General features: G+C 65.9%; 42 protein-coding genes and 1 tRNA gene. 21 read left to right on the top strand and 22 right to left on the bottom strand.

All coding sequences use genetic code 11. From position 1 onward, the window contains the following. Nucleotide 1 precedes the first annotated feature (1 nt). The 20 genes from G4G00_RS08120 to G4G00_RS08025 all read right to left on the bottom strand — a co-directional run bounded on the left by G4G00_RS08120 (nt 2) and on the right by G4G00_RS08025 (nt 9,677). Nucleotides 2-1,696, bottom strand: coding sequence for a terminase TerL endonuclease subunit (locus tag G4G00_RS08120; RefSeq protein WP_164272474.1), 1,695 nt, complete (start codon nt 1,694-1,696; stop codon nt 2-4). After that, nucleotides 1,689-2,114 (bottom strand): hypothetical protein, encoded by a 426-nt coding sequence (locus G4G00_RS08115; RefSeq protein ID WP_108762316.1) that lies wholly within the window; start codon nt 2,112-2,114, stop codon nt 1,689-1,691. The genes G4G00_RS08120 and G4G00_RS08115 overlap by 8 nt, the downstream gene beginning before the upstream one ends. Before the next feature lie 135 nt (nt 2,115-2,249). After that, nucleotides 2,250-2,609, bottom strand: coding sequence for an HNH endonuclease signature motif containing protein (locus G4G00_RS08110; RefSeq protein ID WP_164272472.1), 360 nt, complete (start codon nt 2,607-2,609; stop codon nt 2,250-2,252). Beyond that, the gene (locus G4G00_RS08105) at nt 2,609-2,818 is read right to left on the bottom strand and encodes a hypothetical protein (RefSeq protein ID WP_164272469.1); all 210 of its coding nucleotides are present in this window, start codon (nt 2,816-2,818) and stop codon (nt 2,609-2,611) included. The genes G4G00_RS08110 and G4G00_RS08105 overlap by 1 nt, the downstream gene beginning before the upstream one ends. Next, nucleotides 2,811-3,014, bottom strand: a complete 204-nt coding sequence (locus G4G00_RS08100; RefSeq protein WP_164272466.1) for a hypothetical protein — start codon at nt 3,012-3,014, stop codon at nt 2,811-2,813. The genes G4G00_RS08105 and G4G00_RS08100 overlap by 8 nt, the downstream gene beginning before the upstream one ends. Beyond that, nucleotides 3,011-3,460, bottom strand: coding sequence for a lysis system i-spanin subunit Rz (locus G4G00_RS08095; RefSeq protein WP_240336098.1), 450 nt, complete (start codon nt 3,458-3,460; stop codon nt 3,011-3,013). The genes G4G00_RS08100 and G4G00_RS08095 overlap by 4 nt, the downstream gene beginning before the upstream one ends. An 8-nt stretch (nt 3,461-3,468) precedes the next feature. Beyond that, complete coding sequence (locus tag G4G00_RS08090; protein ID WP_164272463.1) at nt 3,469-3,933, bottom strand: lysozyme; 465 nt, start codon at nt 3,931-3,933, stop codon at nt 3,469-3,471. Then, nucleotides 3,930-4,127 carry a hypothetical protein gene (locus G4G00_RS08085; protein WP_108753458.1) on the bottom strand — a complete coding sequence of 66 codons (198 nt, stop codon included), beginning with the start codon at nt 4,125-4,127 and terminating at the stop codon, nt 3,930-3,932. Before G4G00_RS08085 ends, G4G00_RS08090 begins: the two co-directional genes overlap by 4 nt. A 189-nt stretch (nt 4,128-4,316) precedes the next feature. After that, the gene (locus tag G4G00_RS08080) at nt 4,317-5,027 is read right to left on the bottom strand and encodes a hypothetical protein (RefSeq protein ID WP_164272460.1); all 711 of its coding nucleotides are present in this window, start codon (nt 5,025-5,027) and stop codon (nt 4,317-4,319) included. Then, nucleotides 5,024-5,215, bottom strand: a complete 192-nt coding sequence (locus G4G00_RS08075; RefSeq protein WP_108762325.1) for a hypothetical protein — start codon at nt 5,213-5,215, stop codon at nt 5,024-5,026. The genes G4G00_RS08080 and G4G00_RS08075 overlap by 4 nt, the downstream gene beginning before the upstream one ends. A 39-nt stretch (nt 5,216-5,254) precedes the next feature. Continuing rightward, nucleotides 5,255-5,647: a hypothetical protein gene (locus G4G00_RS08070; RefSeq protein WP_164272457.1), complete on the bottom strand. Its 393-nt coding sequence runs from the start codon at nt 5,645-5,647 to the stop codon at nt 5,255-5,257. Beyond that, complete coding sequence (locus G4G00_RS08065; RefSeq protein WP_164272454.1) at nt 5,640-5,873, bottom strand: hypothetical protein; 234 nt, start codon at nt 5,871-5,873, stop codon at nt 5,640-5,642. Before G4G00_RS08065 ends, G4G00_RS08070 begins: the two co-directional genes overlap by 8 nt. Beyond that, the gene (locus tag G4G00_RS08060) at nt 5,873-6,046 is read right to left on the bottom strand and encodes a hypothetical protein (RefSeq protein WP_164272451.1); all 174 of its coding nucleotides are present in this window, start codon (nt 6,044-6,046) and stop codon (nt 5,873-5,875) included. The genes G4G00_RS08065 and G4G00_RS08060 overlap by 1 nt, the downstream gene beginning before the upstream one ends. A 26-nt stretch (nt 6,047-6,072) precedes the next feature. Next, a complete protein-coding gene (locus G4G00_RS08055; protein ID WP_164272448.1) occupies nt 6,073-6,276 on the bottom strand; it encodes a hypothetical protein in 204 nt (67 codons plus the stop codon). After that, nucleotides 6,273-6,641 (bottom strand): Ref family recombination enhancement nuclease, encoded by a 369-nt coding sequence (locus tag G4G00_RS08050; protein ID WP_164272445.1) that lies wholly within the window; start codon nt 6,639-6,641, stop codon nt 6,273-6,275. The genes G4G00_RS08055 and G4G00_RS08050 overlap by 4 nt, the downstream gene beginning before the upstream one ends. A gap of 189 nt (nt 6,642-6,830) precedes the next feature. Next, complete coding sequence (locus G4G00_RS08045) at nt 6,831-7,349, bottom strand: hypothetical protein (RefSeq protein WP_240336097.1); 519 nt, start codon at nt 7,347-7,349, stop codon at nt 6,831-6,833. Between the two features lie 49 nt (nt 7,350-7,398). After that, on the bottom strand, nt 7,399-8,295 hold the full coding sequence (locus G4G00_RS21935; protein WP_240336096.1) for a helix-turn-helix domain-containing protein: 897 nt from the start codon (nt 8,293-8,295) through the stop codon (nt 7,399-7,401). Nucleotide 8,296: 1 nt separating this feature from the next. Beyond that, complete coding sequence (locus G4G00_RS08035; protein WP_164272439.1) at nt 8,297-8,608, bottom strand: winged helix-turn-helix domain-containing protein; 312 nt, start codon at nt 8,606-8,608, stop codon at nt 8,297-8,299. Beyond that, nucleotides 8,605-9,135 (bottom strand): phage regulatory CII family protein, encoded by a 531-nt coding sequence (locus tag G4G00_RS08030; RefSeq protein ID WP_108762334.1) that lies wholly within the window; start codon nt 9,133-9,135, stop codon nt 8,605-8,607. Before G4G00_RS08030 ends, G4G00_RS08035 begins: the two co-directional genes overlap by 4 nt. A 110-nt stretch (nt 9,136-9,245) precedes the next feature. After that, the gene (locus G4G00_RS08025) at nt 9,246-9,677 is read right to left on the bottom strand and encodes a Cro/CI family transcriptional regulator (RefSeq protein WP_164272436.1); all 432 of its coding nucleotides are present in this window, start codon (nt 9,675-9,677) and stop codon (nt 9,246-9,248) included. Nucleotides 9,678-9,758: 81 nt separating this feature from the next. On the opposite strand from G4G00_RS08025, the gene G4G00_RS08020 reads away from it, so the two are divergent. The 17 genes from G4G00_RS08020 to G4G00_RS07940 all read left to right on the top strand — a co-directional run bounded on the left by G4G00_RS08020 (nt 9,759) and on the right by G4G00_RS07940 (nt 18,145). Further along, nucleotides 9,759-10,256, top strand: coding sequence for a helix-turn-helix transcriptional regulator (locus G4G00_RS08020; protein WP_164272433.1), 498 nt, complete (start codon nt 9,759-9,761; stop codon nt 10,254-10,256). Continuing rightward, nucleotides 10,198-10,539 (top strand): hypothetical protein, encoded by a 342-nt coding sequence (locus G4G00_RS21930; protein WP_240336095.1) that lies wholly within the window; start codon nt 10,198-10,200, stop codon nt 10,537-10,539. Before G4G00_RS08020 ends, G4G00_RS21930 begins: the two co-directional genes overlap by 59 nt. A gap of 151 nt (nt 10,540-10,690) precedes the next feature. Next, a complete protein-coding gene (locus G4G00_RS08010; protein ID WP_164272430.1) occupies nt 10,691-10,915 on the top strand; it encodes a hypothetical protein in 225 nt (74 codons plus the stop codon). After that, nucleotides 10,912-11,133 carry a hypothetical protein gene (locus G4G00_RS08005; RefSeq protein WP_108753473.1) on the top strand — a complete coding sequence of 74 codons (222 nt, stop codon included), beginning with the start codon at nt 10,912-10,914 and terminating at the stop codon, nt 11,131-11,133. Before G4G00_RS08010 ends, G4G00_RS08005 begins: the two co-directional genes overlap by 4 nt. After that, nucleotides 11,130-11,354, top strand: a complete 225-nt coding sequence (locus G4G00_RS08000; protein WP_164272427.1) for a hypothetical protein — start codon at nt 11,130-11,132, stop codon at nt 11,352-11,354. The genes G4G00_RS08005 and G4G00_RS08000 overlap by 4 nt, the downstream gene beginning before the upstream one ends. Then, nucleotides 11,351-11,629 (top strand): hypothetical protein, encoded by a 279-nt coding sequence (locus tag G4G00_RS07995; RefSeq protein ID WP_164272424.1) that lies wholly within the window; start codon nt 11,351-11,353, stop codon nt 11,627-11,629. Before G4G00_RS08000 ends, G4G00_RS07995 begins: the two co-directional genes overlap by 4 nt. Before the next feature lie 103 nt (nt 11,630-11,732). Further along, nucleotides 11,733-11,975, top strand: a complete 243-nt coding sequence (locus G4G00_RS07990) for a hypothetical protein (protein WP_164272421.1) — start codon at nt 11,733-11,735, stop codon at nt 11,973-11,975. A gap of 79 nt (nt 11,976-12,054) precedes the next feature. Then, the gene (locus G4G00_RS07985) at nt 12,055-12,267 is read left to right on the top strand and encodes a hypothetical protein (RefSeq protein WP_164272418.1); all 213 of its coding nucleotides are present in this window, start codon (nt 12,055-12,057) and stop codon (nt 12,265-12,267) included. Then, nucleotides 12,264-13,217, top strand: coding sequence for a UvrB/UvrC motif-containing protein (locus G4G00_RS07980; RefSeq protein ID WP_164272415.1), 954 nt, complete (start codon nt 12,264-12,266; stop codon nt 13,215-13,217). The genes G4G00_RS07985 and G4G00_RS07980 overlap by 4 nt, the downstream gene beginning before the upstream one ends. After that, entirely contained in the window at nt 13,210-13,503 is a 294-nt protein-coding gene (locus G4G00_RS07975) for a hypothetical protein (RefSeq protein ID WP_164272412.1), read from the top strand. The genes G4G00_RS07980 and G4G00_RS07975 overlap by 8 nt, the downstream gene beginning before the upstream one ends. Continuing rightward, complete coding sequence (locus tag G4G00_RS07970; protein WP_164272409.1) at nt 13,496-15,484, top strand: DNA cytosine methyltransferase; 1,989 nt, start codon at nt 13,496-13,498, stop codon at nt 15,482-15,484. The genes G4G00_RS07975 and G4G00_RS07970 overlap by 8 nt, the downstream gene beginning before the upstream one ends. After that, on the top strand, nt 15,481-15,675 hold the full coding sequence (locus G4G00_RS07965) for a hypothetical protein (RefSeq protein ID WP_164272406.1): 195 nt from the start codon (nt 15,481-15,483) through the stop codon (nt 15,673-15,675). Before G4G00_RS07970 ends, G4G00_RS07965 begins: the two co-directional genes overlap by 4 nt. Further along, entirely contained in the window at nt 15,672-16,259 is a 588-nt protein-coding gene (locus G4G00_RS07960) for a hypothetical protein (RefSeq protein WP_164272404.1), read from the top strand. Before G4G00_RS07965 ends, G4G00_RS07960 begins: the two co-directional genes overlap by 4 nt. After that, nucleotides 16,256-16,549: a hypothetical protein gene (locus tag G4G00_RS07955; RefSeq protein ID WP_164272401.1), complete on the top strand. Its 294-nt coding sequence runs from the start codon at nt 16,256-16,258 to the stop codon at nt 16,547-16,549. The genes G4G00_RS07960 and G4G00_RS07955 overlap by 4 nt, the downstream gene beginning before the upstream one ends. A 1-nt stretch (nt 16,550) precedes the next feature. Beyond that, nucleotides 16,551-16,748 carry a DUF4224 domain-containing protein gene (locus tag G4G00_RS07950; RefSeq protein ID WP_164272920.1) on the top strand — a complete coding sequence of 66 codons (198 nt, stop codon included), beginning with the start codon at nt 16,551-16,553 and terminating at the stop codon, nt 16,746-16,748. Between the two features lies 1 nt (nt 16,749). Further along, a complete protein-coding gene (locus G4G00_RS07945) occupies nt 16,750-17,790 on the top strand; it encodes a tyrosine-type recombinase/integrase (protein WP_164272398.1) in 1,041 nt (346 codons plus the stop codon). A 25-nt stretch (nt 17,791-17,815) separates the two neighbouring features. Continuing rightward, nucleotides 17,816-18,145 carry a hypothetical protein gene (locus tag G4G00_RS07940; protein WP_164272395.1) on the top strand — a complete coding sequence of 110 codons (330 nt, stop codon included), beginning with the start codon at nt 17,816-17,818 and terminating at the stop codon, nt 18,143-18,145. Between the two features lie 72 nt (nt 18,146-18,217). On the opposite strand, the gene G4G00_RS07935 is transcribed toward G4G00_RS07940, so the two are convergent. Together G4G00_RS07935 and G4G00_RS07930 are read right to left on the bottom strand one after the other, a co-directional pair. Further along, a tRNA-Gly gene (locus G4G00_RS07935) sits at nt 18,218-18,291 on the bottom strand. Nucleotides 18,292-18,446: 155 nt separating this feature from the next. After that, complete coding sequence (locus tag G4G00_RS07930; protein WP_164272392.1) at nt 18,447-20,279, bottom strand: autotransporter domain-containing protein; 1,833 nt, start codon at nt 20,277-20,279, stop codon at nt 18,447-18,449. Between the two features lie 206 nt (nt 20,280-20,485). On the opposite strand from G4G00_RS07930, the gene thiS reads away from it, so the two are divergent. From thiS to G4G00_RS07910, 4 genes are all read left to right on the top strand, one after another. Then, nucleotides 20,486-20,686: a sulfur carrier protein ThiS gene (thiS, locus tag G4G00_RS07925; RefSeq protein WP_108753977.1), complete on the top strand. Its 201-nt coding sequence runs from the start codon at nt 20,486-20,488 to the stop codon at nt 20,684-20,686. 94 nt (nt 20,687-20,780) lie between these two features. Continuing rightward, nucleotides 20,781-21,575 carry a thiazole synthase gene (locus tag G4G00_RS07920; protein ID WP_108750910.1) on the top strand — a complete coding sequence of 265 codons (795 nt, stop codon included), beginning with the start codon at nt 20,781-20,783 and terminating at the stop codon, nt 21,573-21,575. Continuing rightward, complete coding sequence (trmB, locus tag G4G00_RS07915) at nt 21,575-22,309, top strand: tRNA (guanosine(46)-N7)-methyltransferase TrmB (RefSeq protein WP_006387461.1); 735 nt, start codon at nt 21,575-21,577, stop codon at nt 22,307-22,309. The genes G4G00_RS07920 and trmB overlap by 1 nt, the downstream gene beginning before the upstream one ends. Before the next feature lie 27 nt (nt 22,310-22,336). Further along, on the top strand, nt 22,337-24,184 hold the full coding sequence (locus G4G00_RS07910; RefSeq protein WP_108757018.1) for an SLC13 family permease: 1,848 nt from the start codon (nt 22,337-22,339) through the stop codon (nt 24,182-24,184). Nucleotides 24,185-24,464 lie beyond the last annotated feature (280 nt).

Raw genomic sequence — 24,464 nt, 5'->3', positions numbered from 1 at the left:
TTCACACCACGATTGGATTTGAGAAGAAGCCGTCTAGGTCGCCGTCGTCTTCTTCAGGGGTAATGGAGAGGCCAATCGCCATAAGCAGCGAAACCATGTCGTCGATCTTGTCGGGCGAGCGTTTCTTGTCGGGCTTCTGATTAAGATTCCCGTCTTTCACCACCAACAGGTTGGACGCGCACCAATTCAGCACGGGATCGTTTCCATGCTGGATGGCCTTCTTGATGTAGAGCCTCTCAAGCTCCTGCATCGCCGGGTGATAGTTCTTCGTGGTCTGGTTGAACTCGACCAACGGGATTCCATCGGCCAGAAGGCGCTGGCTGATTTCTTGGGCATTCCATCGGTCATAGGCGACAGCCGCTGGCTTGAAGCGTTCAATGTCCTGGCGCATACGCGCCTCAACCACCTCGTAGTCGGTGACTTCGCCAGGCGTCACTTCGATCAGGCCTGCGGCTACCCAGCCGGCGTAGGGCACAACGCCTCGCTCCGTTCGCACGCGCACGGCGTCCTCGGGAACGAACCTACGGCCCCAGGTGAAGTACACGCCGTCCACCTTCCATACCAGGCGCCAAGACGTCAGGTCAGTGGTACTCGCAAGGTCGAGCGCCCCCCAACATGGGTGACCTTCGAGCCAAGCCAGATCCACATGCCCGCCGCACCTCTGCCACTTGGTCAGGTCCACCCAGCCAGTGGCCGAAGAAGCCGGCCTGTTGAGCCGCTTGATCTTGAACTCAGCAAGCTTGGACGGCATCTGCCGCGCCTCAACAGCCTCCTTTCGGATCGCCTTTATCAGGTGCGGATTTGCGTCCATCAGAGGGTTGGCCTTCTGCCAAGCGCCCTCGTCAAATTCGTCGTCGTCCTCATCGACAGCATAGAAGACCACCAGAAAGTGGTCGGCACTATCACCCAGAATTCCCGCCAACACCTGTTTGGCGAACTGCCGCAGCTCACCCCAGGGGCCTGGGTTGGTGTACCCCTCCGTAGTGGTGTACAGCCAGAGAGGGCTGCTGCGTGCGCCGGCAGCCGATGTAAGGACGTTCAGGAGGTCGGCTGACTTGTGCGCATGGATCTCGTCCAGCCCAACATGGGACGGGTTGAGGCCGTCTTGCGTGCTTGCCTTGGCGTTGATGGGCTTGAAGGTCGCTCCCGTCTCCACCCGACTGATCGCATTGGCCCAGCAGGCCAAGCCGAATGCCTCCTGCAGATCCGGCGTCTTCTCTGTCATGCGCTTGGCGACGTTGAAGATGATTCGCGCCTGGCTGCCTGTGGTCGCCGCGGAGATGATCTGCGCGCCTTCCTCTTCCTCACAGCACTGGCAGTAGAGCAGGATCGCAGCGGCCAGGGTTGACTTTGCGTTCTTTCTGGCGACAGCGAAAAGCGCAGATGTGAATCGCCTGCTTCCGTCATGGTTGCGGAAGCCGAAGAGCTGAACCACGAAGAAGACGTGGGATTCGTGCAGCTCGATCTCTAGGCGTGCCCACTTACCTTCTACGTGAGGCAGCTTCTCGATGAAGTCGCATGGGTCGCATGCATGCCACTCGTCAAACAGGAATGGCGGTCGCTTCCTGCTTGCCCGCTTGAGGTCAGCCAGGAAGCGCTTTGCCGCCTGGCGGATCAGCTTTCCGAACCGTTTTCCTTTCTTGTCGGCTATCGCCTTCTCTGCGTAGGCCTTGGCGATGCCGACATAGTCACGCACGACTCTTCCGCTTCTGGCCGTTGTTCGCGAAGGCGTTGCCTTGCTTCGCAGAATCTCCAGCTGGCCGGACCTTGCCCTGGGCAACTGGCGTCAGGCCGAAGTCATTCATAAGGCCGCGCAGCTGCGACACCATGGAAGCGACGGGCGCCAGGCCGGCGGCATACATCTGCACCGTATTCCCGTGCAGCGCACACAGCTGCCCGAGCGCCGACAGGCCGGCTTCGGTGAGCAGCTTGTTGGCATGAAGGATGGGCGCGAGCCGGTCCCACTCCTTGATAGCGTGGGCGTTCGGTAGCCAGTCCGGTGCCAGCGGCACATCAGAAACCAGCGGAAGATCCACTGCTAGCGGTGCGTCGCGGTCCGGACGATCAGTCCCCGCCACCACCTTTAGCGATGTTGGTTTGCGGGGATTGCCCATGGCTCGTTCCAGCAGCGCAACGGCTGCACCTCAAAAAATGGTTTTTCCCAACTGACGGTGGAAAAAAACAGGGGGGCGCACGTATCGGGGCGAGAGGGGCCTGAACTTTTGCCCCTCCCCCACCCCGAATCGTTATTATTTTATTAACTTTCGTTCCATTTTTGGAACGACGGGATTGCGGCGCCGATTGCCGAATCCCCCGTCCTCGCGCGCCGTCTTGGCGTTGTGGCATTGCGCGCATAGGCCCTGGAGGTTGGTCAGCTCGTTGTTCCGGCTGTCACCATCGACGTGATCGACGTGGGTCGCCGGCTTGATCCGCCCCAGCGCCTGGCAGCTCACACACAGTGGCGATGCGGCCAGCACCTTCGCTCGCAGTCGAAGCCAAGGGGTTGAGTTCGTGGGCAATGCACGGTCAGCCTGTCGGTCTCTAGCGGGAGGCGCGTACGCCGCTCCCGCCCTCCCGTGTGGTCGATGCTTCGGCGGTCGGGTGGGCATCAGTAAGGATTCCCGTCCAGATCTGCTCGCCGCTCTGGCTCCGCGTCATCGGAAACCGGCGCTCCCAATTCCTCGCCCAGCAGCATCGCCACCGACTGCGTCAGCAGCGCAATGCTGTCGGCCAGCTGGCCGATCTGCCTAGCCTGCTCCGCGACGATGGCGTGCTGCGTCTCTGCCAAGGCCAGCAGCCTATCGAGCCGGTCATCCATCGGCAGGCTCCACGGTTACACGGCCGTGCAGGGTGTGCCAAGCAGCCTCCCCGCCAACAATGCGGATGGGATCATCGATGCAACGAACCTCACCGCGCTGCGTGTCGGCGTAGATGACACGTTTCACTTCCTGGCCATCCACCATCACCTTGCGTCGGCCTCGGCCATCGCCCGGGGTGTGTACGTGCGATTTCATCTTCCTACCTCAATCACGGCTTGGCAGGCGTGGACGTGGTCGTCGGCGTCGCGGCCGATTTGAACAGCAGCTCCCGCAACCTCTGCTCGTAGTTCGGCGTGCGCATCACGTTCGACGGCGCCGGCGACGGCTTGGGACAGGAGGCTGGTACTGCAGGTGGCGAGGTCGTCGCGCAGCTGGAGACGACCATCGCGCAGGTCAGCCACAACAGCAGCAGGGACGCCCTGGGCCGCAGCGCGGTCTTCTTCATGCTTCGCTCCAATGATGGCCAGGTCTTCGGCCTGCTGTTGTTCGGTGGAGCGGGCTTGCCGCTCAGCCTGTAAGGCCTGCTTGCCAGTTGCCACCTTGGCCAAGGCCTCGGTGCCCTCGGCGCGATCACCACGCCACGCCCAGCCAGCGCCGAACATGGCTACCGACCAGAGTGCGAAAGCGGCGATCACTGCCACCGACCGGCTCACGACCTGCCCTCGCACATCGCACGCTCAGCCGCGCGTCGATTGGCCAACCCCTGCACGCGCTTGCCACCGGCATAGACCCAGCGGTCCAATTCGGGGCACCAGGCTGCAGCGGGCAGGCCTTCGTTGATCTTGCGCACCAGCGTCGAGTTGCAGGCTGCAGCCACACCGACGTTGTAGGTCCAGCTCAGCACCGCCGCCCACTGGTGTTCGCCCAGCGGCACTTTGATGCACTGGCTAACACTGGCCAGGTAGTTACCCAGCCGGCTGTTGAGCTTCTCGGCGCACTCCTGCTGGGTGTAGACCGCCTTGTCCGCCTTGCTGGTGTCGCCATAGCAGTGCGTGGCGACGCCCACAATGTCGATGTAGGGAGTCGGCGAGTACCCTTCCCAAGACTGCACCAATGCGGTTCCGGCCAGGGCGATCACTGCAGCCGCACTCACGCCGATAAGTTTGGCCTTCATGCCTGAGCCCTCTGGCGCCACTCGCGGATCCAGCGCCACCCCAGGTAGCTGATCTGGCCGACCAAGTAGATGATCGTCAGCACCACCACCACGCGGTCGAGGTTTGCGCCGGCAGCGACCGCACCGGCCACTGTCACCGGGGGCGCAGCCTTCGCCACAGCACCTGCGGCAGTGCCAATGATTTCGTCCTTCATGGTGGCCCCGTTACTTGTCCGGTACGGCATACGCCCCTCCCGGTTGATAGGTGCCCGCCCCTAGCGCCGGCTGGGCACGAGGGTTGGTCCGGCTGGGACGCGGGCAAAGAAAAAGCCCCGGCTGGGCCGGGGCTTGCGTTTGGATGGTGGTCAATTTGCCCGCCAATCTGCGGACCCTGCAAGTCCTCACTACGCCGCGCGATTCAGCGCCCGGGAGAACTGTTCGGCAGCAACATGCTCCGCACTGCGCATGCGCTGCAGCATCCACTCGTACACCGGACGCCAGAACCGCCGATACGCAGCGTCGTCGGCACCGATCGCTGCCCCACGCTTGCGGCCGCTGAGCTGCTCCAGCCCCATGCCGCCGCAGGCCTCGCATTCAACGACTCCGCTCCCCGCCGGCGCAGCCTGAACCCGCGTGCCCTGGCAGGTCTTGCAGCAGCCACAGCTGGTCATCTCCGCAATGACCGCGCCTGCCAGCACCCCAAGCTGCTCCATGGTGTTGTTCGGCCAAGCCGCAGCGCGCGCCTCATCCAGCGCCTGTTCGGTCCTCAGCAATTCGCGACGCTGCGTGTCCGTCACCTGGTTGCCACCCCACCCCATGCACGCCTTGGCGATGCCGAACTCAGTCCGCACCGTGGCCAGGTGGTGCATCTGCCTGGTGAACTCGGGTGCAACCAACCCGATCACGGCTTGGCGCAGCGCGTCACGCCGCCTTGCGCCGCTTTCGGGCCACCACAGAGCCTCAAGCAACTCCCTCCCGAGCCCAGCTGGCACATATGCCAAAGCAGCAGCAACGTCCTGACTGGTCAGGGCGGGCTTTCCACCACCGCCGCTGGATTCAAAATTGACCGTCTTCGCGCCTGTGCGGCTGGACAGCAACTCGCGTGCGTCTTTCATCCCTTCCCCCTTAATCGATCTCGTCGGTTGATTTCGCGGCGCAGCGCGCGTGATCGGCGCAGCGCCTGCTCGGCCTTGCCGCGCTGGCCCGGTGCCGTCCACGCCCGGGTCCATCGCATTTCGGCTATCTCCTGCTGGATGCCGCTCAGCAGCTCCAGCGCCTTGTCGTCATAGCGGGTCAGGTCCATCCAGCCAGCTTGTTCCCCATCCGTCGCAGAACCCGCGACCTACCTGCCCGGCTCGGGCCCACCCGTGATGCGGATCACAACCTGGCCACCCGGCCGGCGTTCGTCGTGGACGAAAGGCCGGGACAGGAAGCGTCCGTCGTCTATCCCCAGGATCTGCGCGATGCCGTCCCGATACGGCTTGCAGCGGCCGACCATGTTGTCGTCGTCCGGCAATTTCTTGCCCGGCGCCTGGTAGCAATCGATCCAGAGATACAAACGGCCGGCGGGCAGCTGCATGCCCTTCCAGCCCGCGGCGTACGCAATCAGTGCAGCCGTCCGGCGGGCACTGGCCGTTGCCTCAGCCTTCCGCCAACGGTTCACGCGGGCATTCGGCGACAGATCCTTGCTCGGCCACGGAAGAACCAGCTCCAGCTCCAGCGCGCGGTCAGGCATCGGCCACCTCATCCGTGTCGGCTTGGTCGGCGCGCCAATCGGGCTGCAGTTCAATAATCAACTGGCTTGAAGGAAACTTAAGCTCTACGTTCCCAACGGCATCCACCAGAACCTGGTGACAACCTTGGATCTCGACGTTGTTTACCCACACCCGCAGCGCCGGGTCTCTGGCCAAGTCGCGAGCGCGCTCTATGCAGACGGTGTTGTTTTGGCCCGGCTTATCCATCAGGCCACCTCCGGGCCGGCCGGCTCGGCCGCATAGTGCGTGATCGCCGGGTTGTCGCCGCGCCAGCTGCCGAACACCGGCCGCTTGCTCTCCGAGTCCCACAGCATCAGTCGCGTGCCGTCCTGCGGAGCCTCTGCAACGGGCATCCAGTTCACAATGGCCACCGCTTCCATGTAGCGCTCCCGCATCTGCGCCGGAGTCACGCGGCCTGCTCCCAGCTGGCCGTCAGGCGCTGGACCACCCCACCCTTCGCTACGAACTCGTCCACCGTCATCGCCGGACCCGTGGCGGACCTCGCGGCCTTCACCCGCTTGGGTCGGGAAACGGTGTTGTGATCCATCCGCCGCTCGCGCGGGGCGCGCTGGGGGTTGATCGTCGGCGCCAGGGCCTTCCCGTTTTTCATGCTGCTGCCCTCAGTTCGTTGATGTAGGTCTGCTGGTCAATCAGCTCGTCGTCTGAGCCGTACGTCTCATGGAAGGTCCGCGAGCCGTCCAGCAGGCTCGGGCCGTAGATCTGGCGCATCGTCGCGAAGGTGTTCCCCTCCATCGGGTAGCGCATGTGGTGCCATTTGCAGAGGGCGAAACCGAACATGTGGCCCCGCCGCAGGTTCCCGCTCTTGGCGTGGTTGTAGTCGCAGCCGTAGACCACCAGCGTTGGCTCCAACAGGTCCTGCATCTGCAGCGCCAGGCAGGCCATGCAAGGGCCGGTTTTGGCCAACTCGATCCGGACGGCTTCTTCCTTGGTCGGTAGTGGTGCGTTGGACCACATCAGCGTTTCTTCCCCGTCGTGTTGCCGCGTGCGGACTTCACTTCCTGATCCCTGCTATCCCAGCCGGCCTGCCAGCGCCGGCGGCGCCTCAGCCCGTCCATGCCCATCTCGTATCGCGGGGCCGATTCCCGATCCCGGCAGGCCTCACGCGCCCACCGGCCGGCCTGCTCGGCTTGAACCAGCTCCGCATCAGTGACCACCGAAGTTCAGCTCCTGAGCAGCGCGAGCCATCGCAGCGCGCGCCGCGTCGCGGTCACGGACCGGGCGCACGCCGTGCTGCTCATGGGCCACGGCCAGCGCGGGCTGCGGAACCGGATTGCCATCAACCACGTGGCGCACCGCGCGGTCGTAGGCTTCCTCCAGCATTCGGCGCTGCTGGAACCCGCTTTCGGCCGTGGCGTAGACGTGCAGGTCCAGCATCGAGCGGACCAGCACGGTGAACCCGCTCTGCGGCCGGCCAGGCGCCATCTCGCGTTCCACCGCAGCCATGACCGGAATGTCCAGGCACATGGTCAGGAAGCGGCCCGGGTTCGGCGGCCATTCCCGGCCCTCGGTCAGGCAGCACTGCATGCCTCGCGCGTGCTGCGCCACCGTGCGGCCCTTCAGCACCTGGAACCACGTCGTGCCGGCGATAGTCAGGCTGCCGTCCCGCTTCACCGGTGCAGCGCCGTTCTCCCGCTCCCACTTGCCGGGGAACATGGCCGTCATCTGCTTCCAGAACTCCCACAGATACGACGTGGCCTGCCCGCTGACGGGCTCAGCCGACGACGGAGAACTCTGCATCGAGGACTGCGGCAGGGTCGAAGCCAGGGCCGCCACCGTGGCCGCTTCCGCGGCGCTGGGCGTCGAATTGCTGCTGGAGCTGCTCGATACGGTCGGCAGAACTGTGCTGAGGGTTTGCATGGGCGGCTCCTGCGGATTGCTGGGCAACAGGGGTGACGGGCAGCGACAGGCCGGCGGCCATGGTCTGCATCAGGGATTCGTTCGGGTCGTGGCCTTCGGCGATCAGGCCGACCAGCTGGTTGCGCACCTGGAACCAACCCTGGACGGACAGCGGGCGGCGGATCGCAGCGCGGTGGCGGACGAACCGGGCAAGCATCTGGCGGTCGATGCCGGTGGGCACCACCCCGAATCCCGCCAGCTCGCTATCCACCTGCTCGGCGGTCAGCGCAGCCGGATCGGCCTCGCGCTCACACTCGCGGTGTGAGGGTTGCTCTTGGTTGCTTTTGGTTGCTCTTGGTTCGGGTGCAATAGCTGTTGCACCCTTTTCGACGCCGTTTTGCACCCTTTCCTGCGTCGTTTTGCACCCTTCAACGGCCTGCTTTGCACCCTTTCCGAAGGGTGCAATATCTGCACCCTTCATCCATTCAGGGCTGATCCGGTACTGACGGGTGCGACCACCCTCACCGAACCCGCTGCGGCGGCCTCCGATGCCGGCGTTGACCAGCACCAGCCATCCCGACTGCTCCATGCGACGCAGCTGGTACTGCACCGACCGCTCGGACTGGCGGGTCTTCTCTGCCAGACGTGCGATGGACGGGAAGATGTGCGTGCCATCATCGTGCGCGTGGTCGGCCAGAGCCAACGCCAGCAGCATCTCGCCGCCGCCGTTCGGGTATCGGTCGAACACCATGCCGGTAACGCGTGCGCTCACGTCAGATCCCCAGCGAGAGGTTTTGGCCCGGGGCCACCGGCCACCAGGTGCAGGCGCTCTTGCCCGTGGTTGCGCACGGGGCAGCAGGACCGCGCCAGATCGTGCCCTGGCGCGCCAGCTCGGGCAGGCGGCGGCCGAGCATGTGGCGGTCAAGGCCGGTGAGCGAAGCCAGATGCAGGCTGCTCTGGCCCGGGTGGCGGCGCACTGCAGCGGCAGCCTGGGTCTGCTGGTCCAGCAGCTTGCCGGTAGCGATCAGGTCGGACGCTGCTGCGTGGCTGCTGCTGGGATCGGTAGAACGGGCCAGATGGCTCATCGCACCGCCCTCCCCTTCGCTGCAGCGCGCGCCACGTTGCGCTCCAGGCGATTGGCCATCGTGCGCAGCGCGCGGATCTCCGCGATCATCTGCTCCGCCTCAGCGTTCGTGATGGTCGAATCGGCGATAGCGTCCACGGCAGTGCCGGACAGCTTCCCGACGCGGCTGGTGATCTCCAGCAGCTTCATCTGGATGGCGCCGATCTCGTCGGACCAGCCACCCTCCGGTGCCGGCGGCACCACGTCGGCGGCCATGCCGAAGCGGGCCACCAGCGACTGCAGCCAGACCAGGGCGCGCTCACTGCCGCCGGTCTGCTCCTGCATCCACTCGGTCAGCAGTTCAGCGATCTGGAGCGTCACCGATTCACCCTCCAGCCCGCGCAGCTTGGCGCGCAGCGTTTCCGGGTGCATCGACTTGCCCCGGCGCTGGGCCAGGAAGGCAGCTGCGGCTTCAACGCCGCCCGGCGTCTCGCGCACGGAGTTGTAGAGGGCATCGAGCCAGTTGAGGGGTGAGGTGCGGCAGGTCATCGGGTCACCTTGGGAGGGACGGCATTTCAGGGTTTCGGGCTGGGCCCGGGCGGCGCACGATGGGCGCCATGGACAGAGACAACTCAGGGACGACGGCCAGGGATGGCCTTTCAGGCGGTATCGACCGGGCCAATGCGGTCCGCGTCGGGGTCGTCGTTGATCGGAGCCGAGACGGTTTGCTGGGCGACGCCGAGCAGGCGAAGAACTTGGGGCAGCGCGGGAACGGCGCCGCCAACCGGCCAGAGCGCAACCTGCTCCGCCGGGAGGCCAAGCACCTTGGCCAGGTGCGCATCGCTGGCGAGGCCGAGTCGGTCCAGCAGCTGCTGCTTGGTTACCGGCGCGAGGTCGGCGGCGGCACCGAAGATCTCGGGGCACAGCTCATGGCGGGAGACGCCAGTGGCCCGCTCGATGCCCAATGCATGGGCAGCAGGGATGCGGCACCGCGACTTCCAGTTGGAAACGGCGCTCTGGCGAACACCAAGGGCAATGGCGAGGGAAGTCACGCCACCAGCGGCTTTTACGGCTTTGTCGAGAGCGTCCATAGGCCCAGCATCACATATCGTGATCCTGTACACAACACATTTCGTGTTAGCCCTGCATCACATACCGTGAAGAATCCCGGTATGGCCTTCTCCGACAACCTCCGCGCCGCCCGGATCAAAGCCGGCATGACCCAAGAAGCCTTGGCTCTCGCCTGTGGCTGGTCCGGCCAAAGCCGCATCGCCAACTATGAGTCGTCGGCCGCCAGCGCGCGCGAACCGAAGGTGTCAGAAGTGCCCTTGCTCGCAAAGGCGCTCGGCGTGAGCATCGCTTCGCTGTTCGGCGAAGCCCCAGCGTCTCAGTCCCCGCGACCCGCTCCTGCAATCCTTGCCGAAACCCACCAGTTCCTGGACAAGGCGTTCGGAACTCTTGGCAAGGCATTCGATATCGAAGCGGAAGCGGACTTGTTCGCCGATGTGTACGAGTGGATCCTTTCAGATGAACGCCCCGTAGATCAGCGCAACCTGGTGGATTTTGCTGCTTGGCGCGAGAAGCGCGATCTACACAGGGGAACTGCAACAAATGAGCAAAACGGACGCGCTGCTGCACAAGTTGGTCGAGCGGATAAGCGCAGCGCCTGAACGCAAGCCTGCGCTGCGGGCTGTGACCGGGAAGCGATCAACGCACTTCGACGCCGTCGCACGCGAAAGCCACCTGCGCATGATCCGCAGCTTGGCCAAGACCTACGGCCCCTTCGGTGTGCAGCTCATCATTGACCAGGCAACGCTGGGGCATGGATCGATTGACGACCTCGGCGACGACGATCTCATTGCGCTGCATCGCGACCTGGACCGGGCACGCGAGTGCATTCGCGACGATGTGTCATTTGAAGACGCGGGCCTGATCCGCCAGTCGTTCGACTAAACGCCAGCCACTTTTCTGAACGGAAATAGCCCCGTTCAGAAAATGCCACGCCAAACATCACGTTTCGTGTTGCATCGATAATCACATTGTGTGATCTTACTTCCGTCGCCCAACGCAGCCCCATCCCGGGGCCGGGCGCAGGAGATCACACATGGCCACCGTGTCCCTCGGCGCCACCAAAGTGGCGCCCACCGTCCTCACCATGGACGCCCTAGGCAAGGTCGCAGTAAAGCTCGGCTACGCCTCCCTGTATCTGGATCCGGCCGAGGCCGACCAGGTCGCGCTGGAACTGCAGCGCGCGGCGATGGCGCTGCGAATCAACGCCAGCAACGCCCAGCAGTACACCGACGCCCTGAGCGGCAAGGACGCAGCATGAGCGCCCGGGTCTTCGCTCGCGTCCACCCTGCCGGCCGCGCCATGCCCGTCACCGCCGACGAACACAACGTCGTCGTAGACCTGGGCGCCAGCGCATTGCTGCTTACGACGGCCGACGCTCGCCAGCTCGCTATCGACCTGTTCCGCGCCGCCTGCCCGGCGGCCGGTGCGCCCTTGCCCGCCGACCGTGCCGAGAAGCACCTGCAGGTGCAGGCATGATCGCCGCCGCCACCTACCCGCTCGCCCAGCGCGCGGCCACCGCGGCCAAGGCCGCAGCCATCGCCGCCAAGTCCATGGGCTTCTCGCCCAGCCTGGTCACCGCCGCCGCCGACATTGCAGCGCGCGCCGTCCTCGAACAGCGCGCCAGCGCCGGCCGCGCCATCGCCGACGTGCGCAAGAGCCTGCGCCACATGCTGCGCGCCCAAGGCGGTGCTGCATGAGCGCCCCTGTCGATCTGCTGCAGCTACTCCAGCAGCACGCCCGAGGTATTGGCGGCGGAGCGCAGGACGGGGCCGCACTCCAGCTTTCAGCGCGCGCATGCAAGAACGTCGCGAGCGAGCTGCAGGCGATCCACGACGCGTTCGCGGGCCTGGTCAGGGCGACCCAAGACACGCGCATGTCTCTGCAGCACCTGCGGGGCCCCGAATCGATCATCCACGCGCGTACTGCTGAACTCGATGCAGCGCTCGCCCGCATCAAAGGCGCTATCGGATGACCGACCAGGACTTCTTCGCGCAGATGCAGATCGGCATCCCGCCCATCACCCCGCCCGCCGGCGAAGCGCCGGCCGAGCCCACCACCGAACCGGAAGCTGAGTAATGCGCCACCTGGTCCTGCCCTTCTACTGCGCCGTGATCGTCGGCCTCCTGATGGCGCTGCTCGCGCGCGCCATCTACACCGGCGCCGATTCCTTCGTCCTCGTCTGCCTGGTCGGCATCGCCTACTTCGGCTGGTCCGGCGTCAGCGACACCCGCCGCAATTGGCCGGCCTTCCGCGCCGAGATGCAGCGCAAGAGCGCCGCCCGTCGCCGACCGGCCCTGCCGGCTGACGACACGCACTGAGCAACCGCCCGGCCGGCGCAACCGGCCTCCCACGCCGGCGGGACTTCCACACAGCCGGCAATCCATCCCAAGGAACCCCATGCGCAACCAGCTCGACATTTTCAAAGACGACCCGGTCCGCATGGCCAAGGCCAACCGCGACGCAGCCGACCACGCGCTGCATGACAAGCAGTTCACCGAAAGCGAGCGCCAGGAGCGCGCCGCCTACTACACCCGCGAGGCAGAGCGCTGGGAATTCAGCGCAGCCCTCGGCGGCCAGCAGATCAACGGCGCAAAGGAGCCGCGAGCATGAGCAACGACACGAACACCGCCGCAGGACGCGCCCCCTCTCGTACCGGCGTCGTCAGCTTCGGCGATGCGAGCCTCAACGTGTGGGAAGACCCGGGCATGCCGCTCACGTTCGGCAACGCCTGGGAGCGCCAGTTCAAGGCTGACGTGTTCGCACGAATTGTCCAACAGCTGAACCGCATGGGCTGGGTATGCGAGATCCCCACCGACCTGATCGAGCGCTATGGGATCAATTTCGCTCGACGTGACCGCTACTGCCGCAAAGGCGATTTGCACGCGCAGCTGAGCGTGGGCGGTCGACACATCGAGCTGAAAATCTGGCAGGAGCTGCACAACGTCTCCAACTGCAATGGCGGGCGGTATGACTTCGACAAAGAAAAGCGCATGCCGTATCTCCTGCGCCTGCAGATGGAACACACCCGCCGCCGGCTTCGCGACTACCTGGTCAACGTGTTCGATGGCTATACCTTCCGGCCACCCGAGATCACCAGCCCCAATCCGTGCCCCCTGGCCTACTTCAATCAGCACTGGGATGGCGAGTACGAGAGGAAACGTGGAACTCACAGGTTTGACCGCGGTGCGGACGGATGGCCTTCTGATAACGCGCTCGGGAGCTGGAGCAGGAAGGATGCTGATGATGCTGTCCTCCAGCATGGCGACGTGCGATTCCTGCGCGATAGCCAGGGGCGTCTGCGTAGGGGGCGTGTCTACGGCGGCATCAACGGCATGTGGATGCTTGTCTACGGGCCCGGCCACCGTGACCACGCGCACAAGAGCGCCGGGGAGTTCTTCTCTTTCGTTCCAGGCATGCAACGCAAAGCGGTGCCGGCCTATCACGCCAACAAGCGGCTGCAGCAGGAACTCACGCTAGCGATCAATAGCCAGAATTTCGAGCGCGCCATCGTCCTGCGCAATTTGATTGCGCAGCGCGCGGAGGTGGCCGCCAATGGCTGACGACACCGCGAGCCTGTGCCCGTACTACCACGGCCCGGTGTGGTCGGCCTTCGGCCTCACCCGCTCCGCCTACCTGGTCGTGCCGCGCCGCACCCTGCAGTCCATGCCGATGGAATGGCAGCAGCGCTTTGTGGCGCTCATGGATGAAGCGCACGCCCACCTGCCGGCCGACGCCTTCCCCTCCTACACCGTGCAGCGCCAGGACCGCGGCAGGTTCACCACCGACCCGCTCCGTGACTACCGCCACACCGGCCCCATCGCTCCCAAGGAATCCACCAATGGCTGACGGCTCCCGCTCCTTCAACTTCCCCGCGCCGCAGCGCTCCCGCCTGCGCCCAGGCGAAATCGTGGTGGACCTGTTCGCCGGCGGCGGCGGCGCCAGCGAGGGGCTCAAGCAGGCCCTGGGCATTGATCCGGCCCTGGCCTACAACCACGACGAGCTGGCCATCGGTATGCACGCCGCGAACCATCCGCTCACCCAGCACCACCGCGAGGATATCTGGCACGCAGACCCGCGCGTGGACGTGGCCGGCCGCCCCATTGGCTGGTTCCATGCCTCCCCGGACTGCACGCATTTCAGCCAAGCCAAGGGCGGTCAGCCGCGCAGCCGCAAGACTCGCGCCCTGTCGTGGGTGGTGTTGAAGTGGGTTGGCCAACTGCTGCGCGCTGATCGTCTGCATGGGACCAACACCGCGCCGCGCATCATCTCCATGGAGAACGTCTGGCAGATCCTCACCTGGGGTCCGCTGGTGGCCAAGCGCTGCAAGGACACCGGCCGCGTCATCAAGATGGACGGCACCGTTGCAGCGCGCGGCGAGCGCGTTCCGGTCGAAAACCAGCAGCTGGTTCCGGACAAGCGCCACAGCGGCCGCACCTGGCAGCAGTTCGTGGCCGCGCTGCGGGCGCTGGGCTACGCGGTCGAATGGCGCAAGCTGGTGGCCAGCGACTACGGCGCCGGCACCAGCCGCGAACGATTGTTCCTGCTCGGCCGTCGCGATGGTGAGGCCATCGTGTGGCCAGAGGCCAGCCATGGCTCCGCGCCCGGCCAGGCGCCTCGCGTCACTGCCGCCGACTGCCTGGACTTCACCATCCCCTGCCCGTCCATATTCACCCGTGCCCGGCCGCTGGCCGACGCCACCATGCGCCGCATCGCCAAGGGCGTCATGCGACACGTCATCAAGTCGGCCGATCCGTTCATCGTGCCGGTGACGCACCAGGGCGGCGACCGGGTCCACGACGTGCGTGATCCCATGCGCACCATCACCGCCGCCAACCGCGGCGAGCTGATGCTGGCCGCGCCGGAGCTGGCACCGTTCCTCACCGAGCACGCCAATGCCAGCCGCCAGCGAACGATGGCCGCCGACGAGCCGCTGCCCACGGTCTGCGCCGGGGTGAAGGGTGGCCACTTCTCCGTGGTAGCGCCGACGCTGGTGCAGACCGGCTACGGGGAGCGCGAGGGACAGGCTCCGCGCGCGCTCAATCTGCAGCAGCCGCTGGGCACGGTGGTTGCCGGAGGCGTGAAGCATGCTGTGGCAGCAGCCCATCTGGTGAAGTTCCGTGGCGACAGCATCGGTACGCCGGCCACCGAGCCGGTGCCGACCATCACATCTGGTGCTGGTGCAGCGCGCCCGGCCGGCGCCGCGCACGCTCTTGGTGTAGCGGCTGCCTCCTTGGTCACCCTGCGACGGAATATGGTCGGCGCCGACGTACGCACGCCGCTGACCACCGTTGCTGCTCAGGCCGAACACCATGCTGTGGCTACCGCATTTCTGGAACAGGCCAACGGCGGGTTCTATCAGGGCGCCGGCAACTACGCGCGCGACCCGGTCAGCACCATCACCGCCAGCGGCAGCCAGCAGCGGCTGGTGAGCGCCGGCCTGGCCCAACTTTCGCCCGATCAGGAGGCAGGCGCCCTACGCGTGGCCGCCTTCCTGGTGAAGTACTACGGCAGCGGCATCGCGGTCGATCTGCACGACCCGGTGGACACCATCACCACCAAGGACCGTCTGGCGCTGGTCACCGTCCACATCCACGGTGTGCCGCACGTGATCGTGGATATCGGCCTGCGCATGCTCAAGCCGCACGAGCTGTACCGCGCTCAGGGCTTCCCGGTCGGCTACATCATCGATCGCACTGCCAACGGAACGCCGCTCAGCACCAGCGCCGCCGTGCGCATGGTAGGCAACAGCGTCAGCCCGCCGCCGCTGCGCGCCTTGGCCGAGGCCAATCTGGACCGCGTGCCCACCAGCATGGCGGCCGCCGCATGACCGGCTTCAACCAGGCCAAGCACACCGCGCGCGTGTTGCTCTCGGAATGCCGCGCACGCCGGAACAGGCCCGGCTTCTGGTTCGTCTTCCGCGCAGCACAGCGCGCGCGCATGCGCGCCACTGGATCTGCACCACTGCCATCGGCGCCGGCCACGCCGGCCCGCCCCGTTCAACAGGATCTGTTCGCATGACCGCAGCAAGCTACCCCACCAGCCCGGCAGCCACCGTTGACGCGAGCCAGGCATCCTCGCCTGTCGCCGCGGTCATCGCCATCATGCGCAGGCTGGGCGCCGCCGGCGCCCCCGTGTCGGCCGACCAGGTCCGCGTGTGGGGCGACACCCTGCTGCAGCAGCTGTACTCGCAGCCGGCCGTTCGCTGGGAGTACCGGCACCAGGGCGACTCTGGCCCGGGCTGCTGGATCACTGCCACCCCTGAGCACGTCTACCACGCCCACAAACGCGGCTGGATCGTGCGCGCACTGTGGGAAGCCCCGCGCGTGCAGAAGCCGGAGCGTAACCACGTGTTCAAGGAGGGCACCTGCACCAAGTGCGGCGACCCCCAGGACTGGGCCGGCCCCGACTGCGTGCCGCTGGTCAAGGCGGATCCGCGCGCCACGCTCCCCTTCGACCCCCGATGGCTGCTTGAGCCGCTGCGGTGGCTGCGCGACGCCCGCCCCGGCGGCCTCAACCGCTATGACCGCGAACACCGCGCCAGACAGGCCGCTTTCCTGATCGAGAAGTTGGAAGCCCAATATCCGGAGTGCAAGAAGCCATGACCCAGAAGCAGATCAGCCATCCCGAAGGCCTGCCGAACTGCGCCGCCGGGCACCGCGCGCGCCACATCCACGACGAGCGCCGCCCCAGCGCCGGCGGCGGCCACCTGGTCGAGTGCGCATGCCGGGCGACCAAGAAGTGCGAGAACCCCGAGACGGCGCTCGCCCAGTGGCGCCAGATCAACCGCCCGGTCCGTGCCGCGCGCAACCCCGCGGTGCCGTCGGCACCCGACAACGTCGTCCAGATGCGCCTGGTAATGGCAGGCGGAGGAAAGGTGGCCAGTGCTTTCTGATATGTACCTCTCTCGGGACGAGATCGCCGGGCTGTGCCGGACCCCTCAGCGCGCGCGCCAGGCAGCGTTCCTGCGAAAGAACGGCATCAAGCACTACCTGGACGCACACGACTGGCCGGTCGTGCTGCGCTCCAGCGTTGAGGGAACGGCGCCCACACCGAAGGCGCCGCCGACATGGACTTCCAGCAAGGTCGCTTGAAATGGGACGGAAACCAAGCAAGCCGGGGGCAATCCCCCGGTTCCGGGCACGCAAGCAGAAGTCTGGCGTGATCCATTACTACTACGACCATGGCGGCAAGCCCAGGCGGGAAACGCCGCTTGGCAGCAACTATGGCGTGGCTATCAAGCTGTGGGCAGAACACGAACACGCGAATACGATCCCCGCGGCTGCAGTCGTGACCTTTCGGCATGTCGCCGACCGCTACCGGGCCGAGGTAGTGCCCACCAAGGCCGTCACCACCCAGCGGCTGAACAACCGGTGCATCACCGCGCTACTCAGCTACTTCGACGTGCCACCCGCGCCGTTTGAAGCCATCCGGCCGATCAACATCCGGCAATACCTGGACTGGCGGAAGGCGAAGGTGATCGCCAATCGCGAGGTATCCCTGTTCTCGCACATCTGGAACTGGGCGCGCGGCAAGGGCATCACCGACCTGCCGAACCCGTGTGAGGGGATCCGGCGGAACAAGGAAGCCGGCCGTGACGTGTATGTGGATGACGACGCATTCAAGGCGGTCTATGCACACGCCGACGCCGCCCTGCGCGACGCCATGGATCTGGCCTATCTGACCGGTCAGCGTGTCGGCGATGTGTGGGCCATGGACGTGCGCCAGGTCACAGCGCGCGGCCTCATCATCCAGCAGTCGAAGACCAGCAACCGGGTCACCATGGAGATCTCGGGCGAGCTGGCGGCGCTGCTGGAGCGCATTGCAAAGCGTAAGGGTGAGAAGTGCCCGAACGGGCGAGAGAAGGTCTACAGCACGCGACTGATCGTGGACGACGACGGCCTGGCCCTCGGCCGGGCAGCGTTGCGCTACCGGTTCGACAAGGCCAGGGAGGCCGCGGGCATTGCAAAGGGGGAGTTCCAGTTCCGAGATCTCCGCGCCAAGGCGGGTACGGACAAGGCCGATTCGGCAAAGGACATTCGCGAGGCGCAGGCGCAGCTGGGGCATTCGTCGGTCACAACGACCGAGATCTACGTGCGAAAGAAGAGAGGTTCGAAGGCAACACCGACGCGCTAGATTAACGCCGGAAAAACTGTGAAAAATGTCGTTACGTGAGGGTAACGGCAGCGTTATAGATCGAAACGTGCATCTGGGCAATCATTCGGCTACACAAACCGGAGGCAAAGAAATGCCCAGCAAATCCAGCAACCAGGCAATCACCATCGACGGCAACATCCTGCGCGGACCTGACTCCAGAAGGGCTGATGCACAAGATGCTGTGGCCAGCTTGGGCCTGCCATACGAGGTCCAAACAGACGAACCAATCATTGGGGCCTATACCGACTTCGATCCGGAACCAACTTGGATCCTGGCCCTCGGCGACGCAGACCAAGCCAAGCAGATCGAGCAGCTAATCGACCCCAGGGGCTGAATCCCAATCCAGAATTGCGGAGCGGCACGAGGATTGCGGAGCGCAGAAAAATGCGCAAATCCTTGGGAGACATGGAGCGGGCGATGGGAATCGAACCCACGTCAGTAGCTTGGGAAGCTACAGCTCTACCATTGAGCTACGCCCGCATTGCAGGGTGGAATCTTATGCGCAGCGGCCTGTATTGCGCAATGGTGGCCGCCGCGATGGGGTCAGAGCCGTTTCCTGGCGGAAACGGATCCGACCCCGGCGCAATGGGGTCAGATCCCTTTCCACCCGGAAAAGGCTCTGACCCCGCGTTGCATCAGAAGCTGCCGCTGAAGCTGGCGAACAGCGTGGCGTCCATTGCACGCTTCTGCAGCGTGGTGGCGCTGATGCCCACGTTGCTCTGCAGGCCGAACAGTTCCATGCGCGCGCCCAGGATGGCGGTGGCATAGTTCTTGTCGAAGTTCATGCCCGGCACACGGTACATGCCCACGTCCGGCAGGCTCTGCACCCAGGCGCTGGCCTGCTTGGTGTCTTCGAACTCGTGGTCGTAGGTCAGCTGCGCGTACGGCTTGACGGCACCGCCATCGAAGCGGGCCTGCCAGCCGATACGGCCCACGGTGGAATCGACATCCTGCTGGCCGTAGCCCAGGCCGGTGGCCAGGGTGTTGGCGGTGGCGCTTTCGGTGTAACCGTCGATCTTCACCTTCTGCCAGATGACCGAAGCGATCGGGCCGTGGCGGAAGCCGCCTTCGGTGCCGAATTCGTAGCCGGCGTTCAGCGCCGCGGTCAGGTTGCTGCCGTCCGGCGAGCCGCCGTGTTCGCGGGTGGCCGGGCCCAGCTGCACCTTGCGGTTCACGTCGTAGGACAACCAGGTGTAGCTGACCTGGCCGTTCACCCACACGCGCTCGCCGTACCAGCCGGCGAACAGACCGGCAGTGGTGTCCTTCTGGGTGAAGTCGCCACGGTTGTTGCCGAAGTCGGCGTCCATGCGGCCGAAGCCGGCGAAGCCGCCCACCACCATGCCGTCACGCGCCCAGTCGATACCGGCCAGGCCGGCCGGGGCCATGCCGTCGTACACGTCGGCGTGGTCGTAGCGCTGCATGTCACCACGCAGGCCGCCCCACCACGACAGGCCATCGGCCGGACGACCGCTCTGGTGCAGGCTGACCTGGTCGGCACGCGAACGGCCGATGGTCTGCGCCGAATGGCTCAGCACCTGCTGCAGGCGCGGGCCTTCCAGGATGGAAATGGCGTACTGGCCCAGCATCTGGTGGGCAGCGCTGGTCGGGTGCACATCATCGGCGAACAGGTAGGTGCTGGCTGCGTCCGGGCGCGCGTAGGCCAGCGGGCTGCAGGTCAGCGACGAGGCCACCAGACAGGCGCGGCCGGTGACATTGCTGAAACCGTACATGCCCGGGTTGGCGATGATTTCGTGCAGCAGGGTGTAGGTATCGAGCGGAATGAAGTCGATGCCCGCCTGCTTCAGGCCGCCGTACAGGGCGCTGTTGTAGGCGTTGGACAGCGAGGTGCCCAGGGCCTGGCCAGCGGCGCCGCGGTCGATGAACCCCGGGGTGATGCCCACGTCGGGCAGGTTCGGCACCATCACGTACTCGGCGCCGGCCTGCTTCAGCGAGGCCACAATGCCGATCTGGTCGGTCACCGCCGCGCCGATGACGGCCGGGGCCTGGGTCGGGGTGGTGATGGCGAACAGATCGTTGGCGCCGCCCCACACGGTATAGAGCGAATTCGGGTCGGCCTTGCCGCCGTTGGCCGCCAGGTAGTTGGCGGTCTGGGTCTTCAGCGACGGCACCGGCACGTTGCCGAAGGCCGGCTGGGTCAGGTCGGTGCCCACGCGGGCGCCGCCCACGGCGTAGTTGTCCCCGCTCTGGCCCAGACCGTTCGGGGTGGCGTTGGTGCCGTAGTAGTCGGCCACGAACTGCGCCCACACCCAACCCGGGTTGGTGGTGAACTGGCCCGCCACCGGGCGCGCATCGGCCGGCAGCAGCGGACGGTAGTAACCGCTGTCGGTCAGGCTGTCACCGAAGAAGACGGTGCTGTTGAATGCGGATTCGCCTGCCATGGCCGGCAGCGCGGCCAGCGCGATCGCGGCCGCCATGAGGGAGCGGATCGGGCGTTTGCTGAGCAGCATGTAAAAACTCCTGGGGGAAAATGTTGGGGACCCGGCACACGTACGCCGGCGCACGGTGAATGGTTTCACCGTACCGCCGATTGCTCACGCTGCGCCGCCGCATGAATTGTCGCCCGGACCACCCCGGAACAACTGTGCCGGAGGTGGCGTTGCGACAGATTTGCAACGGTTCCGATCCAACCTGGCCATAAGCGACAATGCCGGGCATGAACATCCAGCTCAACGGCGAACCCCGCACCCTGCCCGCCCCGGCCACCGTCCACGATCTGCTTGCTGCCGAGCAGCTGCTGCAGCGCCGGGTGGCGGTGGAAGTAAACGGCCAGATCGTCAGCCGCAGCCGCCATGGCGAACACGCCCTGGCCGAAGGCGACGTGGTGGAGATCGTGCACGCCCTGGGCGGTGGTTGAGGCCAAGGGGTCGGAGCCCTTTGCCGCTGGCAAAGGGATCCGACCCTGCTCCCGGCGTGACCCCATCTTCAGGCGGATAGGCGATAATCGCGGCATGAACGTTCATGTCTCCCCCGATTCGCTGGTGATCGCCGGCAAGACCTACGGCTCGCGGCTGCTCACCGGCACCGGCAAGTTCAAGGATCTGCAGGAAACCCGCCTGGCTACCGAGGCCGCTGGCGCCCAGATCGTCACCGTGGCCATCCGCCGCACCAACATCGGTCAGAACCCCGGTGAACCGAACCTGCTGGACGTGCTGCCGCCGGACCGCTTCACCATCCTGCCCAACACCGCCGGCTGCTACACCGCCGAAGACGCCGTGCGCACCTGCCGCCTGGCGCGCGAGCTGCTGGACGGCCACAACCTGACCAAACTGGAAGTGCTGGGCGACCAGAAGACCCTGTACCCGGACGTGGTGCAGACCCTGAAGGCCGCCGAGCAGCTGGTGAAGGACGGCTTCGAGGTGATGGTCTATACCTCCGACGACCCGATCCTGGCCAAGCGCCTGGAAGAGATCGGCTGCGCGGCGGTGATGCCGCTGGCCGCGCCGATCGGTTCGGGCCTGGGTATCCAGAACAAGTACAACCTGCTGCAGATCATCGAAGACGCCAAGGTGCCGATCATTGTCGACGCCGGCGTGGGCACCGCCTCCGATGCGGCCATTGCCATGGAACTGGGCTGCGACGGCGTGCTGATGAACACCGCCATTGCCGGCGCGCGCAACCCGGTGCTGATGGCCAGCGCCATGCGCAAGGCCGTGGAAGCCGGCCGCGAGGCCTTCCTGGCCGGGCGCATTCCGCGCAAGCGCTATGCCAGTGCGTCTTCGCCGGTGGAAGGGGTGATCGGCTGATGACCAATCCCTTCGACAGCGCCGGTTCCAAGGCCCCGCCCAAGCCCTTCACCGTGAGCGAAGGCCGCCGCGAGGTGCGCAGCTTCGTGCTGCGCCAGGGCCGCTTCACCCCCGCCCAGCAGCGCGCGTTCGACGAACGCTGGCCGCGCTTCGGCATCGACTACAACGGCCAGCCGCGCGACCTGGACGCCACCTTCGGCCGCCCGGCGCACAAGGTGCTGGAAATCGGCTTCGGCAACGGTGCGGCCATGCGCTTCGCCGCCCAGCACGATCCGTCGCGCGATTACATCGGCATTGAAGTGCACGCCCCCGGCGTGGGCCGCCTGCTGAACGCGCTGGCCGATGACAACGCCGACCACGTGCGCCTGTACCACCACGACGCGGTGGAAGTGCTGCAGAACGAGATTGCCGACGGTGCGCTGGATGAAGTGCGCATCTACTTCCCCGACCCGTGGCACAAGAAGCGCCACAACAAGCGCCGCCTGCTGCAGCCGGCGTTCGCCGAGCTGATCGTGCGCAAGCTGCGCCCGGGTGGCCGCCTGCACTGCGCCACCGACTGGGAAGACTACGCCGAGCAGATGTGGGACGTGCTGGACGCCACCGCCGGGCTGGTGAACCGTGCCGGCCCGCGTGGCAGCGTGCCGCGACCGGACTGGCGCCCGCAGACCCATTTCGAGACCCGCGGCCAGAAGCTGGGCCACGGCGTCTGGGATCTGCTGTACGACCGCACCTGACCGCCCACCGAGGACCCTGCGCCCCACATGGATACCGCGCTGACGCTGACCAACGACATGAAGCTCGTGCTCGGGCTGGTTGGTTTCACGATGGCGATGTTCCTGTTCGAGCGCATCCGCGCCGACGTGGTGGCGCTGGTGGTACTGGTGGTGCTGGGCGTGACCGGCCTGATCGCCCCTGAAGAAATCTTCGGGGGCTTTTCCGGTAACGCGGTGATGAGCATCATCGCCACCACCATCCTGGGCGCGGGCCTGGACCGCACCGGCGCGCTGAACCGGCTGGCGGCGTGGCTGCTGCGGCGCGGACACGGCGTGGAGCAGCGGCTGCTGATGATGACCACCGCCATTGCCGGCTTGAACTCCTCGTTCATGCAGAACCCCTCGGTGATGGCCTTGTACCTGCCGGTGGCCTCGCGCCTGGCCGCGCGCACCGGGCTGACCCTGCAGCGCCTGCTGCTGCCCATTTCCGCGGCGATCGTGATGGGTGGCGCGCTCACCATGGTCGGCAATTCGCCGCTGATCCTGCTGAACGATCTGCTGGCCTCGGCCAACAACAACCTTCCCTCCGGCCTGGCCACCATCGAGCCGCTGCGCATGTTCGCGCCGCTGCCGATCGGCGTGGCCCTGCTGGTGGCGTCGCTGCTGTACTTCCGCTATTACGGCGACCGCAAGCTGATCGAGGAAGAGAACCTGGTGAACGACGGGGTGACCCCGGCGCGCACCGAAAGCTACTTCGCCAAGACCTACGGCATTGAAGGCGATGTCTTCGAGCTGGTGGTGACCGCCGAGAGCCCGCTGGTGGGCATGACCCTGGGCGAGGCCGAGAACCTGCACGACGCACCGCTGCTGCTGGCGCTGAAGACCGGCAATGACACCCGCCTGGCGCCGCCGGCGGAAATGCGCATCTGGGTAGGCAGCGTGCTGGGTGCGATGGGCCCGCGCGAGCAGATCAGCGATTTCGCGCAGAACCAGTTCCTGCGCATGTCCTCGCGCCTGAAGCACCTGGGCGACCTGTTCAATCCCAGCCGCGCCGGTATTTCCGAAGCGGTGGTGCCGCCCACCTCGAACGTGATCGGCAAGAGCGCGGCCGATCTGCGCCTGCGCAAGGAACGCGGCATCAGCCTGCTGGCGATCAACCGCGACAAGCAGGTGATCCGCGAGGACGTGCGCGATGTGCAGCTGCGCGCCGGCGACATGCTGGTGTTCCACAGCATCTGGACCGACCTGGCGCAGGCCGCGCGCAGCCGCGACTTCGTGGTGGTGACCGACTACCCCACCGGCGAACAGCGCCCGCACAAGTTCAAGATCGCCATGGCGATCTTCGCGCTGACCATCCTGATCGCGCTAACCAGCAAGCTGCCGGTTGCGCTGACCCTGATGACCGGCGTGGCCGGCATGCTGCTGACCGGCGTGCTGCGCATGGACGAGGCCTATGCCTCGATCAACTGGAAGACGGTGTTCATGATGGCCGGGCTGATTCCGCTCGGCTGGGCGATGGATTCCAGTGGTGCGGCGGCGTGGGTGGCCGGGCATACCATCGACAAACTGCCCACCGGCATTCCGCTGTGGGTGCTGGAAGTGGCGCTGGCGCTGCTGACCACCGCGTTCTCGCTGGTGATCAGCCATGTGGGCGCGACCATCGTGATGGTGCCCATTGCGGTGAACCTGGCACTGGCGGCGGGTGGCAACCCGACCGCGTTCGCGCTGATCGTGGCGCTGTCGGCGTCCAACAACCTGATGACCGCGTCCAACCCGGTCATTTCGATGATCACCGGCCCGGCCAACTACACCCCGCGCGAGATGTGGCGCGTGGGCGGACCGCTGTCACTGATCTACACCTGTGTGGTGGTGCTGATGATCAACCTGATGTTCTGAGGTCGCAGCCGGCTCTGGTAGGTGTCGACCTTGGTCGACACAGCTCTTGTAGCGTCGAGCCATGCTCGACTGGCTCCGGCCCGATGGGGTCAGAGCCGTTTTCCTACAGAAAACGGATCCGACCCCGGACCTGAGGCCGCACCCGGCTCTGGTAGGTGTCGACCTTGGTCGACACAGCTTTTGTAGAGTCGAGCCATGCTCGACTGCTGCCGGCCCGATGGGGTCAGAGCCGTTTTCCTACAGAAAACGGATCCGACCCCGGACCTGAGGCCGCACCCGG

This window comes from Stenotrophomonas sp. B1-1 (genome assembly GCF_010894375.1).
In the GTDB taxonomy this organism is placed as follows: domain Bacteria; phylum Pseudomonadota; class Gammaproteobacteria; order Xanthomonadales; family Xanthomonadaceae; genus Stenotrophomonas.
The sequence above is the reverse complement of the archived record's forward strand: the minus strand, read 5'-3'. Positions and strand labels throughout refer to the sequence as shown.